13 protein-coding genes and 1 pseudogene are annotated in these 16,187 nt (G+C 34.6%); 11 read left to right on the top strand and 3 right to left on the bottom strand.

The annotated features are described in order from the left end of the window. Nucleotides 1-91: 91 nt before the first annotated feature. The 5 genes and pseudogenes from KA893_RS06070 to KA893_RS06050 all read left to right on the top strand — a co-directional run bounded on the left by KA893_RS06070 (nt 92) and on the right by KA893_RS06050 (nt 5,857). Nucleotides 92-1,489, top strand: a complete 1,398-nt coding sequence (locus KA893_RS06070) for an MFS transporter (protein ID WP_210125632.1) — start codon at nt 92-94, stop codon at nt 1,487-1,489. An 89-nt stretch (nt 1,490-1,578) separates the two neighbouring features. Next, nucleotides 1,579-2,754 carry a M20 family metallopeptidase gene (locus KA893_RS06065; RefSeq protein WP_002482272.1) on the top strand — a complete coding sequence of 392 codons (1,176 nt, stop codon included), beginning with the start codon at nt 1,579-1,581 and terminating at the stop codon, nt 2,752-2,754. A gap of 261 nt (nt 2,755-3,015) precedes the next feature. Further along, entirely contained in the window at nt 3,016-3,480 is a 465-nt protein-coding gene (locus KA893_RS06060) for a hypothetical protein (RefSeq protein ID WP_037537604.1), read from the top strand. A gap of 42 nt (nt 3,481-3,522) precedes the next feature. After that, nucleotides 3,523-4,215 (top strand): alpha/beta hydrolase, encoded by a 693-nt coding sequence (locus tag KA893_RS06055; RefSeq protein ID WP_069821612.1) that lies wholly within the window; start codon nt 3,523-3,525, stop codon nt 4,213-4,215. 230 nt (nt 4,216-4,445) lie between these two features. Then, nucleotides 4,446-5,857: pseudogene (locus KA893_RS06050) on the top strand (MFS transporter). A gap of 96 nt (nt 5,858-5,953) precedes the next feature. Here the strand turns inward: KA893_RS06050 and KA893_RS06045 are convergent. Then, nucleotides 5,954-6,226: a YrhK family protein gene (locus KA893_RS06045; RefSeq protein ID WP_002482277.1), complete on the bottom strand. Its 273-nt coding sequence runs from the start codon at nt 6,224-6,226 to the stop codon at nt 5,954-5,956. A gap of 120 nt (nt 6,227-6,346) precedes the next feature. On the opposite strand from KA893_RS06045, the gene KA893_RS06040 reads away from it, so the two are divergent. Further along, nucleotides 6,347-6,880, top strand: a complete 534-nt coding sequence (locus KA893_RS06040; protein ID WP_041079365.1) for a methylated-DNA--[protein]-cysteine S-methyltransferase — start codon at nt 6,347-6,349, stop codon at nt 6,878-6,880. A gap of 133 nt (nt 6,881-7,013) precedes the next feature. Beyond that, complete coding sequence (locus tag KA893_RS06035) at nt 7,014-8,603, top strand: BCCT family transporter (RefSeq protein WP_174543799.1); 1,590 nt, start codon at nt 7,014-7,016, stop codon at nt 8,601-8,603. 255 nt (nt 8,604-8,858) lie between these two features. Here the strand turns inward: KA893_RS06035 and KA893_RS06030 are convergent, their stop codons facing one another. Then, nucleotides 8,859-10,028: a hydroxymethylglutaryl-CoA synthase gene (locus KA893_RS06030; RefSeq protein WP_041079364.1), complete on the bottom strand. Its 1,170-nt coding sequence runs from the start codon at nt 10,026-10,028 to the stop codon at nt 8,859-8,861. A gap of 104 nt (nt 10,029-10,132) precedes the next feature. On the opposite strand from KA893_RS06030, the gene KA893_RS06025 reads away from it, so the two are divergent. From KA893_RS06025 to KA893_RS06015, 3 genes are all read left to right on the top strand, one after another. Further along, entirely contained in the window at nt 10,133-11,284 is a 1,152-nt protein-coding gene (locus KA893_RS06025; RefSeq protein WP_002482281.1) for a thiolase family protein, read from the top strand. Between the two features lie 2 nt (nt 11,285-11,286). Beyond that, nucleotides 11,287-12,570, top strand: a complete 1,284-nt coding sequence (locus tag KA893_RS06020; protein ID WP_041079363.1) for a hydroxymethylglutaryl-CoA reductase, degradative — start codon at nt 11,287-11,289, stop codon at nt 12,568-12,570. 188 nt (nt 12,571-12,758) lie between these two features. Next, the gene (locus KA893_RS06015) at nt 12,759-13,733 is read left to right on the top strand and encodes an SMP-30/gluconolactonase/LRE family protein (protein ID WP_041079362.1); all 975 of its coding nucleotides are present in this window, start codon (nt 12,759-12,761) and stop codon (nt 13,731-13,733) included. 230 nt (nt 13,734-13,963) lie between these two features. Here the strand turns inward: KA893_RS06015 and KA893_RS06010 are convergent, their stop codons facing one another. Next, the gene (locus KA893_RS06010) at nt 13,964-14,395 is read right to left on the bottom strand and encodes a CHAP domain-containing protein (protein ID WP_011302307.1); all 432 of its coding nucleotides are present in this window, start codon (nt 14,393-14,395) and stop codon (nt 13,964-13,966) included. Nucleotides 14,396-14,781: 386 nt separating this feature from the next. Here KA893_RS06010 and nhaC point away from each other — a divergent pair, with 386 nt between their 5' ends. Next, nucleotides 14,782-16,170 (top strand): Na+/H+ antiporter NhaC, encoded by a 1,389-nt coding sequence (gene nhaC, locus KA893_RS06005; RefSeq protein ID WP_069826187.1) that lies wholly within the window; start codon nt 14,782-14,784, stop codon nt 16,168-16,170. The last annotated feature ends 17 nt before the right edge of the window (nt 16,171-16,187 follow it).

Here is a 16,187-nt window from a genome sequence, read left to right as displayed (position 1 = left end):
AGAGTTGAAAATGTTACTATGAAGGGCATTTACAATGAAAGCTTATCTTCCCTAATGGTCATTAGTTAAATTGGATAGAGGAGGAAGTATAATGACACAACAGGGAAATACACAAAATTATAAAGGGGATAATAAACTCATATTAGGTATTGTGTTAGGCGTTGTTACGTTTTGGTTATTTGCACAATCTTTACTTAATGTGGTCCCAACGTTACAACAATCTTTTGATAGTAATATTGGAACAATTAGCATTGCAGTTAGTATTACAGCTTTGTTTTCAGGTATGTTTGTTGTAGGTGCGGGGAGTCTTGCTGATAAAGTGGGACGCGTAAGAATTACTTATATTGGTTTATGGCTCAGTATTATTGGGTCATTATTAATCATTATCAGTAATTTACCACTATTATTAATTGTCGGAAGGGTTATTCAAGGATTGTCTGCGGCTGCTATTATGCCATCAACATTAGCAATTATGAAAACTTATTTTGAAGGAAAAGAGAGACAAAGTGCGTTAAGTTACTGGTCTATAGGATCTTGGGGAGGTTCAGGACTAGCATCATTATTTGGAGGTATGGTTGCTACTTTTGTGGGATGGCGCTGGATATATATTTTATCTATTATCATTGCATTATTAGCAATGTATTTAATCAAAGGAACACCCGAAACAAAATCAGAAAGCACACTGAAGCAACGTTTTGATTATAGTGGACTGATATTATTTGTGATTATGATGTTGAGTATTAACGTTGTTATAACGCAAAGTGGAACATTCGGTATCAAGTCGCCATTGATTTTAGGTCTTATTATTGTATTTATAGTAGCAACAATCATATTCTTAAAAATTGAAAACAGGGTGGGTAATCCATTAATTGATTTTAAATTATTTAATAATAAAGCATATACAGGTGCCACATTATCTAATTTCCTATTGAATGGTGTTGCAGGTGCACTTTTAGTTGCTAATACATTTGTACAACAAGGACTAGGATTTAATGCATTTCAAACAGGACTGTTATCCATTACTTACTTAATAACTGTGTTATTAATGATCCGTGTAGGTGAGAAAGTATTGCAAAAGGTGGGCGCTAAAAAGCCGATGCTATTAGGGACACTTTTTAATATGGTAGGTATTATGCTCATATCGCTGACATTCTTACCTAGTGTTATTTATGTAGTAGTTTGTATTATTGGTTATTTATTATATGGTTTAGGCTTAGGATTCTATGCGACACCGTCTACAGATATGGCAATTTCTAATTCTCCAGAAGATAAAGTGGGCGTTGCCTCAGGTATATATAAAATGGCATCATCACTTGGCGGTGCATTTGGTATTGCATTATCAGGCGCACTTTTTGGTGTTATAGCAAGTGCAACAAATGTTCAAATTGGTGCATTCGCAGGTCTTTGGTTAAATGTCATTATGGCACTATTATCTTTAATCATTATCATGTTTATGGTGCCAGCTACTAAAACAAAAGCGAAGGGTTAAAATAAAACAATTATAAATGTTTTAACACATATAGAGAAACTAGAAAGTGTATCATGTTATTAAACAAAGGATTATTAGGAGGAATAATAATGGTTAAACAATTAATAGATATATTAAAAAACAAAGAGTCACGTATGATTGAAATACGTAGATATTTACATGAGCATCCAGAACTATCATTTCACGAAGAAGAAACACCTAAATATATTGAAGCATTTTATAAAGATAAAGACTGTGAAGTTGAGACAAATGTTGGACCAAATGGTTTGAAAGTAACGATTGATAGTGGAAAACCGGGTAAAACAATTGCAATTCGTGCAGATTTTGATGCTTTACCAATCGAAGAAGATACAGGTTTATCTTTTTCATCTAAAAATGATGGTGTCATGCATGCATGTGGTCATGATGCGCATACAGCATATATGCTCATACTTGCAGAAACGTTAATTGAATTAAAATCACAATTCAAAGGGAAAGTAGTCATCATTCACCAACCAGCCGAAGAAGTACCACCTGGTGGTGCACAAGCAATGATTCAAGATGGTGTATTAAATGGCGTTGATCATGTATTAGGCGTACATGTTATGAGTCACATGCCAGCAGGTAACATTTATTATCGTGAAGGGTATGTTCAAACTGGTAGGGATTTCTTTAAATTGAAAGTGAATGGCCAAGGTGGACATGGTTCCTCACCACATACAGCCAATGATAGTATTGTTGCTGGCGCATATTTCGTCAATGCAGTTCAAACAATTGTTTCAAGAAGATTAAATCCATTTGAAACAGGTGTTGTTACTATCGGCTCATTTGATGGTAAAGGACAATTTAATGTTATTAAAGACAGTATCGAAATAGAAGGAGACGTTCGCGCACTGACAGATGACACAAAACATACGATTAAGAAAGAAATACAACGTTTAACAGAAGGTTTAGAAGCTACGTTTGGTGTAACATGTGAATTAGATTATCATGACGATTATCCAGCGTTGTACAATGATCCAGAGTTTACGCAATTTGTGGTCGACTCAATTCAAAGTGCTGATACGGATGCCGTTCAAAAAGTAGAAAGATGTGAAGCTCAGCCACCATCAGAAGATTTTGCGTATTATGCAAAAGCGCTGCCTAGTACGTTTATATATGCGGGTGCTGCTCCAGAAGATGGTAACATCTATCCACATCACCATCCTAAATTCAATATCAGTGAAAAAGCCTTACGTGTCTCAGCAGAGGCTGTAGGTGTTACAGTTATGAATTATTTAAAATAAAATATAAGCCCAATGATTGAAAAGCATTTGTACCTTATGAGGAATAGAGACATATGCTAGTATTCATTTCGATAAAGTTCATTTATTTTTATTGTAAACATAGAAACAGAATGAGATAGCTATATAAAGTAGCTTATCATCATTCTGTTTCTATTTGTATTGTATAAAATTAATCAAAAAACATATATGTTACCGTAAGTTTATGAAAGTACGATATAGTGTATATAAAGAGTGATAATAAAATGATAAAGGATGATTAAAATGAACGGTGACAAAAAAATAAGTGAACTGCTTGATAATTATAAAAAACCACTAAAAAAGCTTTTTAAATATGATAAATCAAATGCATGTGCTTTTGATAAAGAGAGCAGAAGCAAGGTTGAAGGTCAAAAAGGGATTTTTGTTATTTTTAATAATAAGCAACCTATCTTTGTAGGCCAAGCAGGCGCTTATATGACGGGTTATAAAATAACACAAAAAGATTTAAACGATAAATTAGGCCAATTTAATGTGAAATCAGACTCTGGTACTGCAAGATTCAGAAGAGTATTTGCCGAACAAAATAGCTTAGATGAAGCTGAAACAAAAGAAATTAAAGCTGAAAATTATGGATTAAAATTTCAATTTATTAAAGTTAAAGGCAATCCATCAATGATTAATATATTGGAAATATTAGCTTTAGAGTATGCTAAAGAAAACGATATTAACCTTTATAATTTCTTATAAAAACAGTTCATTTTAAGTTGGTTATAGAAAGAGGTGATCGTTATGAGTATAAGAGAACTCAGTCTATCTTTTCATCACCAAGAAATAAAAATTAAATTACCGAAGAATTATTTTAAGACAAACGGTAAGTCTTATCCTTTAGTTATAGTTCAAGATGGAGACTACTTATTTAAAGATGTAAAAAAAGACGTTATATTTGTTGGTATCGTGCCGAATAACCGAAAAAAAGATTATACACCCTGGAAAAGTGTTGTTGGTGATATTGAATATGGTGGTCAAGCGGATGCGTATATCACTTGGGTGGCTGATGCGGTAATACCGTATTTAAGAAAATGTTTCCGTATTTCTCAGGATAGAAAAGACATCGGTATTGCAGGTGCCTCATTTGGTGGGCTCGTATCGCTATATGCGTTGTTTAAACACGCAGATACGTTTGGGCATTATATATTAATTTCACCTTCAGTTTGGTACCCTGACTTTGTTAAGTTTATGAAATCCCAACCGATTATTAATTCAACACATCATATTTACTGGTATGTCGGCCAACTTGAAGGGAAACAAAGTAATCACTTAAACCAATATATTGTGCCACAAACAGAGGCAGCAGTAGATATTTTGAATGAACTGCTAGTATCACAGACATCCGTATTTTATTTTGATACAAATAGAAAAGGGCTGCACCGCCAATATTATTTTAAGAAATATTTTAATAGAGCAATCAATAAATTATTTTAAGTAGCGACAGATAAAAGAAATACGATTATTGTCAGAAAATTCGCAAAAATAAGTGGATTCATCCTTTTTATGTTAAAAAAATGCTAAAATTCAAAGTGTAAATCATTTTTAAATATACCGCTCTTAGCCATAATGTGTAAAATGACGTTTTGGGCAGTGAGTTGGATATATGATTTTAAAAATATTAAGCTGAATTTTCGTATTAGTTTAAACATAGGGGATGTTTTTTTATGACAGAAGGTACTACTAAAATTTCAGACAATAAGTTATTGGTAGGAATTGGCTTATCTATTTTAACTTATTGGCTATTTGCACAATCTTTTTTAAATAGTGGACATAAGATACAGGCAACTTTTGGAGCAAGTCCAGATATTGTTAACATTTCAGTAAGTTTGACATCATTTGTTACTGGCGTCTTTATGGTTGTAGCAGGTAACATTTCAGATAGAATTGGGAAGGTTAAGATGACGCGTATTGCTCTAATTTTGAGTATTATTGGATCATTGATGCTTATTATTTCTGGTAATGTCACTTTGTTGCTCTTGGGAAGAATTGTACAAGGTTTTTCAGCAGCGATTATTATGCCAGCAACCATTTCTATCGTTAATGATTTCTTTGAAGGGGATGATAGACAAAAAGCATTAAGTTTTTGGTCTATAGGTGCATTTGGAGGGACCGGCCTATCATCATTCTTTGCAGGTGCAATGGCTACGTTTATATCGTGGCAATCCATCTTTGTACTCTCTATACTTTTGTCCTTGGTTGCATTGCTGTTGGTAAAAAACCTGCCAGAAAGCAAACAAGTCAAAGCACAATCTAACCATTTTGATTATATTGGTCTAACTATCTTTGTAATTATGATTGCTAGTATCAGTTTTGTAATTACATAAGGATATAAATTAGGATGGTAAGTTCAGCAACGCTAATATTGAGTGCCGTATTTATTATCTGTATTTTTATTTTTTATAAAGTAGAAAAAGCAAAGCAATCACCGTTTATTGATTTGGAGTTATTTAAAAACAAACCTTTTATTGGTGCTGTCATTGCTAACTTTTTGTTGAATACTGGTGTAGGCGTTATTGCTTTATTTAATATATATGCACAAGGTGGCTTGAAATTCAGTACTTTTCAAGCTGGTTTGTTAACGATACCCTATTTAATTACATTGTTACTTGTAGTTCGATTAGGAGAAAAAAGTATCAAGCGCTTTGGTGCAAAACGCGCAATGGTTGTTGGACCTATTTTTACAGCGACAGGTATATTGTTATTTAGTTTAACTTTCTTTAATACTTCAATTTATGTAGTAGTCGCATTAATTGCTGCGGTTTTCTTTGGTGGAGGTACTGGCTTGTTTGCTACACCGGCTTTAAGCACCGCAGTTTCAACAACTCCTGCAGAAAAAGTTGGGGTAGCATCTGGTATTTTTAAAATGGGCTCAACGCTTGGTGGAGCCTTTGGTATAGCGATTATGATGTCCATATTTACTGGAGTTTCACAAAGCGGACAAACAGTTGATACAGCTGCTAGTATTGGGTTTGTAGTTGGAACATGTTTGGTTATAGGCGGCGTATGTGCAAGTGCATTGGTTATTCCAACGCGAAAAGTGAGACAAGGCGAAAAGGGGCAAGTGACAGAAGGATAATAAAAATAAAAAAACTGGTCGCTGCATAATTAGATGGTTTGACCAGGTTTATCTTGGAATTGTGTTTTAACTTAGGAAATCCTTTAACAAGATTCATTATTGCTTTCGTTTAAAAGCAAGATGTAAATCATGTACGAAGGCAATTAATGGTCTTATAGTCATTTGAATACTACCAATAACAAATAATATCGTACCATTTGTTACAGTTGAACTATTAAAAAATAGAATACTACCAATTAGAAAAACTAAGCCGAGTACGACATCATTGAATTGGTAAAGTGCTTTGTAAATGGCTGTTATGCGGTCAGATGCTTGGATTTGATGGAAACTTAAATTTAAGTGTTTAGATGATTGTTTGAATTTAGACATGTACAGTCCTCCTTTAGTAAGTAATGAAAATATTATAATATATCATCTTACGAGTTTTCACGAAATGATGAAAGCATTAAGATTATAACCAATAAATGAGTAAGGAAAAGAGGGGATACCATGCATTATAAAAGTAATTATCAATCGACAATTGGTCAAATCGCACTCACTTCAGATGGGGAAAATATAACGGGTTTATGGCTACCTAATCATAAAGACTTTGAAACACAGTATAAAGATGAATTAATGACAGCTGATTTGCCAATTTTTGATAAAGCAAAACGTTGGTTGGATGCGTATTTCTCAGGAAATAATCCTAAAATAGATTTTCCTTTAAAAGCAACTGGAACATCATTTAAGGAACAAGTATGGCAAATACTTTTGGAAATACCACAGGGTGAAACATGGACCTATGGAGAAATTGCTCAAAAAATTGCTGAGAAAAGAGGTGAAGCTAAGATGTCATCTCAAGCTGTTGGTGGCGCAGTTGGTAGTAATCCGATTTCTATTATCATTCCTTGTCACAGAGTTGTAGGAAAAGATGGAAGCTTGACTGGTTATGGTGGTGGCATAGATACCAAAATAGAATTGTTAAAATTAGAGGGTCTAGACATGAATGTATTTTATAGACCCAAGCACAGTACGAAACCTTGATGCAGTCTAATGAACACCTACATGTATTGAGCTTTGCACTTTCTAATTACGGATTGTAAAGTTTTTCTAAATAGAGTTGATTAATTAGCTCAGTATGATATCGTGATAACCGTCTTTATTAAATTATTTAGGGATGGTGAGTGTTCTGTTAAAGGAAAAAAAGGGATTTTCAAGTGTATTTTTATATTCTACAGCAGTAATTGGCTTGCTAGTGATTGTGGGTGCAATTTTTCCACAACAATTCGGAACAGTTAGTGGCAATATATCAACATGGGTCTCTGAGACGTTTGGTTGGTACTATATGCTACTTTATACTGCTATATTAGGATTTTGTATTTTCTTATTATTCAGTCCAATAGGAAAGTTAAAGTTAGGAAAACCAAAAGATAAACCAGAATTTAAAACAGTTTCCTGGCTTGCTATGCTATTTAGTGCTGGTATGGGTATCGGTTTAGTATTTTACGGTGCTTCTGAGCCAATATCCCACTATATGGCACCGCCAACAGCAGATCCAGAAACAAAAGCGGCTATGGCTGAAGCTTTTAAGTCGTCATTTATTGACTATGGATTTCATCCATGGGCAGTATACGGTATTGTTGCCTTAGGTCTTGCTTATTCTCAGTTTCGTAAAGGTGAAAATGGTCTTATTTCAAGAACATTGAGACCTATATTAGGTGATAAAGTAGATGGGCCAATTGGTAACATCGTTGATATACTCGCTGTATTTGCAACAGTGATTGGTGTTGCTGTTTCTTTAGGTGTCGGTGCGATTCAAATTAATGGTGGCTTGCATTATTTATTTGGTGTACCAAGTAATTCAGTTGTACAAGGTATTATTATTGCAATCGTTACCGTATTGTTTTTATACAGCGCATGGAGTGGATTAAGTAAAGGCATACAGTACTTAAGTAATTTGAATATGGTTCTAGCAGCGATATTGTTAATTGTCATATTTGTCGTTGGTCCAACATTACTTATCCTCAACATGATGACGAGTGGTACAGGTGATTATTTAAACTCACTTGTATTTAATAGTTTAGACGTAGCGCCGTTGAACGAACAGAAAAGTAAGTGGCTTCAATCTTGGACTATTTATTATTGGGGTTGGTGGATGAGCTGGAGTCCGTTTGTTGGTACGTTCATTGCTAGAATCTCCAAAGGGAGAAGTATTAGAGAATTCATCATTGCAGTCTTGGGTGTTCCAGTTGTTATAAGTATTATTTGGTTTAGTGCTTTTGGTGCTACAGGTATTACAGTGGGCCAATCGCATTCAAGCATTTTAAAAATGCCACCAGAAACGCAACTGTTTGGCATCTTTAATGAATTGCCATTTGGATTTATATTATCAATTGTAGCATTAGCGTTGATAGCTTCTTTCTTTATTACCTCTGCCGACTCTGCGACATATGTACTGGGAATGCAAACTGCATATGGAACATTAAATCCTTCAGGTTTTATAAAAATTGTTTGGGGTTTGGCTTTAGCAGCTATTGCCTATGTATTATTGTTAGCAGGTGGAGATACTGGACTAAGCGCTTTACAATCAGCTGCCATTATTTCAGCACTTCCATTTAGTGTTGTTGTTTTTCTAATGATGGTTTCCTTCTATAAGGATGCTAATAGTGAGAGAAAAGCCTTGGGATTAACATTAAAAATAAATGAAAAACGAAGTGAAACATATACAAAATTGATTGAAGAAGAAAATAGAAAAAGATACGAATAACATTTGTTGTTATTACGGTTAAACCTATATCCGCCTCAAAGAATTCAAACAATTTTTGAGGTGGATTTGTTTATTGAATATAAAAAGCGCTTTTCATTACATCAGTGAAACTGAAGTATGAAAGCGCTCATTATTAATTAATAATTTTGAACTTGAATTTATAACGAACAACGGACATTTGATTAAAATGTATACAATAAATAAGACAATTTAAAGGATGTCGTTCGTAGGTGATAAGATTTAGTGATTTAAAATCTAATTTAAGGTATTATAATTACGGATATGATCATTAATACTTTCAAGGTAGAAGATAGTATTTTTTTCATTTTCTAACTCAGTTTCATGATCAAATTCTAAATTGTCGAAACGGTTAAAGAATGATTCATAAGTTTCGACTGAAATTTCTTCGCGGTTATTTAATAAATCTTTATGTCCTTGAATATCAAGTACATCTTGGTAGCCATCTACGATTTTACCACTGAAGAATTCGCCAACAGATCCTGAACCATAACTAAATAAGCCAATCGTATCGTTTGCAGATAAATCATGTGTTTCAAGTAAAGAAATCAAACTCAAGTAAAGTGAGCCAGTATAAATATTACCTACATAACGATTATAATAAGTGGCTGCATCGTAACCTGAAGTTAAACGTTCTTTTGTTTCAGCATCAATGTCATCTGTTAAAATAGAATCAAGTGCTTTTTTGCCCATTTTAGTAAATGGTACATGGAAACATAAAGATTTAAAATCAGCTAATGATTTGTTGTAGCGACGTGCATATTCTTGCCAACTTTCTTGGAATGAACGAATATAAGCATCTTTAGATAAAGCACCATCTACAAGTGGATAAGCTTGTCCGCTTGGACGCCAAAAATCATAGACATCTTCTGTAAATGCAACGGCATCGTCATTTAGTTCAAGAATGCGTGGATTTTGTGAAATCATCATAGCTACTGCACCAGCACCTTGTGTTGGTTCGCCGCCAGAATGTAAACCATAACGCGCTGTATCACTAGCGATAACAAGCACTTTTTCATCTGGACGTTGTGCTAAATAATCTTTAGCTAATTGAATGGCAGGTGTAGCTGCATAGCAAGCTTCTTTCATTTCAATACAACGAGCAAATGGTTGAATGCCTAGCAAGTTATGTATTTGTACTGCAGATGCTTTAGCTGAATCAATGGCAGATTCAGTTGCAACAATAACCATACTAATTTGTTTTTTATCTTCATCTGTAACAATCGCTTTGGCAGCATTTGCACCCATTGAAACGATGTCTTGGCTCATTGGACTTACTGACATTTCAGTTTGGCCAATACCTAATAAATATTTGTTTGGGTCTACTTGACGGGATTCGGCAAGCTTAGCCATGTCTACATAAAATCTTGGAACATAAAAATTAATTTGATCAATACCAACTGTCATAAAGCGTATCGACACCTTTCTATATATAAATAAGCAATTGTATCATACCAAATCGTGACAATAAAATACAATGATTTGAAAAAGAGATATAAAGGAGAATGAACATGAATAAAATCGCAATTGTAAGTGCTAAGCGTACACCGATAGGGAGATTTAAAGGAAAGTTAAGTCATTATTCAGCAGTAGAACTTGGCACTAAAACATTGGAAGCTGCTATAAAAGCTATAAATTTAGATTCACAAAATATTGAGCAAGTCATATATGGTAATGTACTACAAGCTGGCAATGGACAAAATCCAGCACGTCAAATCGCTATTAATGCTGGCGTGCCTAATACAACACCAGCTATGACAATAAATGAAGTCTGTGGTTCAGGATTGAAATCCATTATTTTAGGAAAACAATTAATACAATTAGGTGAAGCCAAAGTCGTAGCAGTTGGCGGTGTTGAAAGTATGACGAATGCGCCTCAACTCATTTTAAATGACAGTGAAACACCTGTTGATAGCTTTATGCATGATGGTCTTACTGATGCCTTTATGAATGTACCTATGGGTATTACAGCGGAAAAAATTGCTGAAAAATATGATGTGACACGTGAAGCGCAAGATGCGTTTGCTAATGAATCACAACTGAAAGCACATCAAGCCACACAAGCTAAGAAATTTGAAAATGAAATTGTACCTTTAGAAGATGTAAACGGAGACTGGATGACGACAGATGAAGGTATTCGTGGCAATAGTAGTGTTGAAAAATTAAGTACACTAAAAACAATCTTTAAAGAAGACGGTACTGTGACAGGTGGCAATGCTTCAAGCATTAATGATGGGGCATCAACAATTATCTTGATGGATGAAGTTTATGCCAAAGAAAATGGTTTTGAAATATTAGCATTTGTTGGAGCACATGCAGAAATAGGCTGTGATCCAGAGTTAATGGGTTATGCACCATATCATGCAGTTACAAAATTATTAAACCAAGCTGATAAAGCGATAGAAGACTTTGATGTGGTTGAAATGACAGAAGCTTTTGCGGCGCAGAGTATACCAGTAAGTAAAAATCTAGGTATAGCTGAAGAACAACTCAATTTATATGGTGGAGCGATTGCCTTGGGACACCCTATAGGTGCAAGTGGTACGCGTTTAGTTACAACACTTGTAAATATTTTAACACAAGAAGATAAACAAACAGGCATTGCTACTGCTTGTATTGGTGGCGGTTTAGGTATCGCTATTGCTATAGAAAGAGAGGTTTAATAATGGAAGCATTAGACAAATCATTTCGTCATTTATCAAGAGAAGACAAGTTAAACACGTTAGTTCAAAAAGGTTGGTTAAATGAGGAAAATAAAAATACTTTGTTAAATAATACTTTAATCCCTGAAGAAATTGCGAATAGTTTAATTGAAAATGTCATTGGACAAGGAACATTACCTGTCGGTTTATTGCCAGAAATTATAGTAGATGATAAATCTTACGTGGTACCGATGATGGTTGAAGAACCATCTGTAGTAGCAGCGGCAAGTTACGGTGCAAAACTTGTCAATCAGACAGGTGGATTTAAAGTTATTTCTAGTGAACGTCTAATGATTGGTCAAATCGTTTTTGATGGAGTATCCGATACTGAGATACTATCACAACAGATATATAATCTCGAAACGCAAATTAAACAAATTGCGGATGAAGTGTATCCTTCTATTATAGAAAGAGGTGGCGGCTATCGTACAATAGATATTGATACTTTTCCAAATGAAGGGTTATTATCATTAAAAGTATCCGTAGATACCAAAGATGCAATGGGTGCGAATATGTTAAATACCATATTAGAAGGTATAACAGCGTATCTTAAAAATGAATTAAAAGACGTTGATATATTAATGAGTATCTTGTCGAATCATGCCACAGCTTCTGTAGTAAAGGTACAAGGTGAAATTACAGTTGATGCGTTATCTAAAGGTGATCGAGATGGCGAAGCAGTTGCTAAGCGAATGGAACGGGCTTCTGTATTAGCTCAAGTTGATATCCATCGTGCAGCTACACATAATAAAGGTGTCATGAATGGCATACATGCAGTTGTACTCGCAACAGGCAATGATACTAGAGGTGCAGAAGCTACAGCGCATGCTTATGCAAGTAAAGATGGTCAATATCGTGGTTTAGCAACATGGAAATATGATGAAGAAAGACAAACTTTAGTGGGAACAATTGAAGTACCAATGACACTTGCAACGGTAGGTGGAGGCACGAAAGTGTTACCTATTGCAAAAGCATCTCTGGATTTAATGAAAGTAGATTCTGCGCAAGAACTTGGTCATGTTGTTGCGGCAGTTGGTTTAGCACAAAACTTTGCAGCTTGTCGTGCGCTTGTATCTGAGGGTATTCAACAAGGACATATGAGCTTACAATATAAATCTTTAGCAATCGTTGTTGGTGCGCAAGGTGAGGAAATAGCACAAATTGCGGATATGTTAAAAACACAACCAAGAGCGAATACAGCTGTTGCCCAACAATTATTAGACGAATTAAGATTACAAAAACAATAAGTACAATACGAATGATTATAATAGAGTCATTTATTAATTATTTAACCCCTTTTAATTTCTCATTAAAAGGGGTTTTTATTATAAGCGTTAGATATATACGCACGATTCAGGAAATGAAATTATTTTATTTTATGAAAGACTTTGCATATAATTAAGAAGATGAGTAATTAAAAAAGGGGTGGAGCTTTATGGATTCAAATGAATTGCCAGTACTAGCTTATAAAGATGGAGAAAATAGTGTCGCACCAATACCTGCACATGAGCAACAATTACCTACAGTCACTGCCGAACCTTGGCTAGAAATATCTAAACAAGGATTACAGTTAGAAGGATTATGCTTTGATAGACAAGGTAACTTATTACTTTGTGAAGTGTTTGGTGGTACGATTTTTCATGTGAATTTACCAGATAAAAAAGTCACTGAACTATTTAAATCGCATAAACAAAACCCAGCAGCCGTCAAAATTCATAAAGATGGCAGACTATTTGTCTGCTATTTAGGGGATTTTGAGAGCACTGGAGGAATCTTCATGGTAGATGCTGACGGTAATGACGCGCAAGATATCGTTTCAGATATTGGAACTGAATACTGTATTGATGATCTTGTCTTTGATAGTAAAGGTGGGTTTTATTTTACTGATTTCCGTGGTTATTCTACTAATCTCAAAGGTGGCGTTTATTATGTATCGCCAGATTTTAAATCAATTACACCAGTCATACAAAATCTTGCAGTTGCTAACGGTGTAGCTTTAAGCACAGATGAAAAAACATTGTGGGTAACAGAAACGAATGCCAATCGTTTACACCGTATCGATTTATTAGAGGATGGGGTGACAATTGCGCCATTTGGTGCTTCCATTCCATATTATTTTACAGGTCATGAGGGTCCAGACTCGTGCTGTATTGATAGCGATGATAATTTGTATGTTGCCATGTATGGTCAAGGAAAAGTTCTCGTTTTTAATAAAAAAGGTTCGCCTATTGGTCAGATATTAATGCCAGGGCGGGATCAAGGTCACATGTTAAGATCGACACATCCAGCGTTTATACCAGGTACAGACCAACTCATCATTTGTGCAAATGACATCGAAAATGATGGGGGATCATGGATATACACTGTTAAAGCATTTGCTAAAGGTCATCAAAGTTATCAATTTCATTAATATATAAAATAAGCGTCCGAGACATGAATAGATGTCTCGGACGCTTATTCTTATTTGGCAGCAGATGACTGAAAACATTGAGCCACCACTTTTTTAGGTATGCGTTTTGGCTTGAATTAAACAGCAAGACGTCATCTATGGCGTACTTGTAACAGTTATATAAAACGCTGGCTAATCTAGAAAGATTTCTATGGCAATTATGATTTGCATCTATTTAGTCTAAATAGAAACTAATAAATGTAATTGTACTTCGCTGCAGAGGATTTGCTTAACACTCTTGTTCCATAGGCTAAAGGTCGATTGTAATTATATTCAGAGACTTTAATACTACCATTATTATAAACGGTTTCTACATATGCTACATGACCGTATGTGCCACTAGTAGATTGCATGACAGCACGTTTTGCTGGTTTTTTTCCTACACGATATCCGGCTTTTTTAGCTTTACTGTACCAGTACTTTGCATTACCCCAACCATTTGGTACAGCTTTACCGACACTCGCACGTTTTTTAAATACATACCAAGTACATTGGTTTTTATAGTAATAGTTAACAGCAGCATTTGTAGTTTGTGATTCATTAATCGCTTGAAAAGTGACTGTCCCTGTCATTAATAGCGTAGTTGCAATAAATACATTTACTAATTTCTTTTTAATATTCATACATATCTCCAGTCATTTTTAAAATTGTATTTTTATAATAAGGTTGAGAAATAAAAAGTACAATAATATAAACAATTATTACAAATAACTTTAACAAGGAAGAAATATATGCCACACAATTGTAATATGACATCTGAATAAGTACATATTTAAAAGTCAATATCACAAATCAATATCATTAATTGTCCAACTATCATTAAAAAAATAAAAATTAATTATATAATTAAATAATAAGTAAAGTGTTGTAAGCGTTTCCGTTTTCGAGTATGATTTTATTAACAAAGGAGGTGGCTATTATTTTTAGTAAAAAAACGAACAATAATAGCAGTAGACGCAAAGCGAAAAAGACTTTAGGTTTCAGTGCAGCGCTATTTACTTTAATTACCATGATTGTAGCAATGCTTATAACAGTGGCTGTGCTTGAAAAAGAACCACACATCCCATTATTAATTGGTACAGCAGTGGCTATTTTAGTTACCTTAATACATGGTTATGAATTCAGTGAAGTAGAAGAAATGATGTATAAGGGCATACGACATGCTTTACCAGCGATTGTCATCATTATATTAGTTGGTTTAGTAATCGGCTCATGGATTGGTAGTGGTGTGGTTGCGACTATGATTTATTATGGGTTGCAATTGATAGATCCAAGATATTTCTTGGTTGTAGTTATTATTTTGTGCGGTATTGTTGCGTTAGCGATTGGCAGTAGTTGGTCAACGATGGCAACGGTGGGAGTAGCATCAATGGGCATTGGAATCAGTATGGGGATTTCAGCTGGTATGGTTGCTGGTGCGGTCATTTGTGGTGCATATTTTGGTGATAAAATGAGCCCGCTTTCTGATACCACGAACTTGGCTTCTGGCTTAACAGGCGTTGATTTATTTGAGCACATTAAACATATGTTCTATACAACGATTCCAGCTTTAATCATTTCACTGGTTGCATTCTTTATTATTGGTCACCGTTTTGGGACGAAAAACTTTGATGCAAAAAACATTAATGCCATTCTAGACACCATGCAAAATCACTTTTTAATTACGCCATGGTTATTATTAATTCCTTTAATCGTCATAGCTCTAGTTGTATTAAAAGTACCGGCGATTCCAGCAATCTGTATGGGGATTGTTCTTGGATTTTTTGCACAAATCTTTGTACAAGGTGGTACGATTACAGAAGCATTAACCGCGCTACAAACAGGGTATACGATTGATTCAGGTAATAAACTTGTAGATGAATTATTCAACCGTGGTGGATTAGAATCTATGTTCTACACAATTTCTTTAACATTAGTAGCGATGACATTTGGTGGCGTATTAGAGTACTCAGGTATGCTAAAGGCTTTAATCACTCAGATACTTAAAATTGCAAAGTCTACAGGTACATTAATAGCATCGGTCATCGTATCATGTATCGGCACAAATATTACTTGTTCAGAGCAATACATATCAATCATCGTACCTTCTCGCATGTATATTAATGCCTTTAAGGAGAAGGAATTGCATCCTAAAAACCTTTCGAGAGCACTGGAAGATGGCGGTACATTAAGTTCTGTATTTGTACCTTGGAATACATGCGGCGTATTTATTGCATCTACCTTAGGTGTTTCAGTAATAGAATATGCACCCTATGCGATATTGAATTATACAGTCCCTATCATCTCAATAATATTTGGTTATATTGGATTTAAAATTGTTAAACTTAGCAATCAAGATAATGAAATAACTAATCAACCAAATAAATTAACACAAACAAATGATGCGAATAATGCTTAAAACTGAAACGAATTTAA

Source organism: Staphylococcus sp. GDY8P126P, assembly GCF_017891965.1.
Lineage (GTDB): Bacteria > Bacillota > Bacilli > Staphylococcales > Staphylococcaceae > Staphylococcus > Staphylococcus saprophyticus.
Note: the sequence above shows the minus strand (reverse complement) of the source record. Positions and strands in the feature narration are given on the sequence as shown.

Coding starts and splice junctions, on each gene's coding strand:
- KA893_RS06070 (WP_210125632.1), top strand. CDS start 92: ATGACACAACAGGGAAATACACAAAATTATAAAGGGGATAATAAACTC.
- KA893_RS06065 (WP_002482272.1), top strand. CDS start 1,579: ATGGTTAAACAATTAATAGATATATTAAAAAACAAAGAGTCACGTATG.
- KA893_RS06060 (WP_037537604.1), top strand. CDS start 3,016: ATGAACGGTGACAAAAAAATAAGTGAACTGCTTGATAATTATAAAAAA.
- KA893_RS06055 (WP_069821612.1), top strand. CDS start 3,523: ATGAGTATAAGAGAACTCAGTCTATCTTTTCATCACCAAGAAATAAAA.
- KA893_RS06045 (WP_002482277.1), bottom strand. CDS start 6,226: ATGTCTAAATTCAAACAATCATCTAAACACTTAAATTTAAGTTTCCAT.
- KA893_RS06040 (WP_041079365.1), top strand. CDS start 6,347: ATGCATTATAAAAGTAATTATCAATCGACAATTGGTCAAATCGCACTC.
- KA893_RS06035 (WP_174543799.1), top strand. CDS start 7,014: ATGGTGAGTGTTCTGTTAAAGGAAAAAAAGGGATTTTCAAGTGTATTT.
- KA893_RS06030 (WP_041079364.1), bottom strand. CDS start 10,028: ATGACAGTTGGTATTGATCAAATTAATTTTTATGTTCCAAGATTTTAT.
- KA893_RS06025 (WP_002482281.1), top strand. CDS start 10,133: ATGAATAAAATCGCAATTGTAAGTGCTAAGCGTACACCGATAGGGAGA.
- KA893_RS06020 (WP_041079363.1), top strand. CDS start 11,287: ATGGAAGCATTAGACAAATCATTTCGTCATTTATCAAGAGAAGACAAG.
- KA893_RS06015 (WP_041079362.1), top strand. CDS start 12,759: ATGGATTCAAATGAATTGCCAGTACTAGCTTATAAAGATGGAGAAAAT.
- KA893_RS06010 (WP_011302307.1), bottom strand. CDS start 14,395: ATGAATATTAAAAAGAAATTAGTAAATGTATTTATTGCAACTACGCTA.
- nhaC (WP_069826187.1), top strand. CDS start 14,782: ATGATTGTAGCAATGCTTATAACAGTGGCTGTGCTTGAAAAAGAACCA.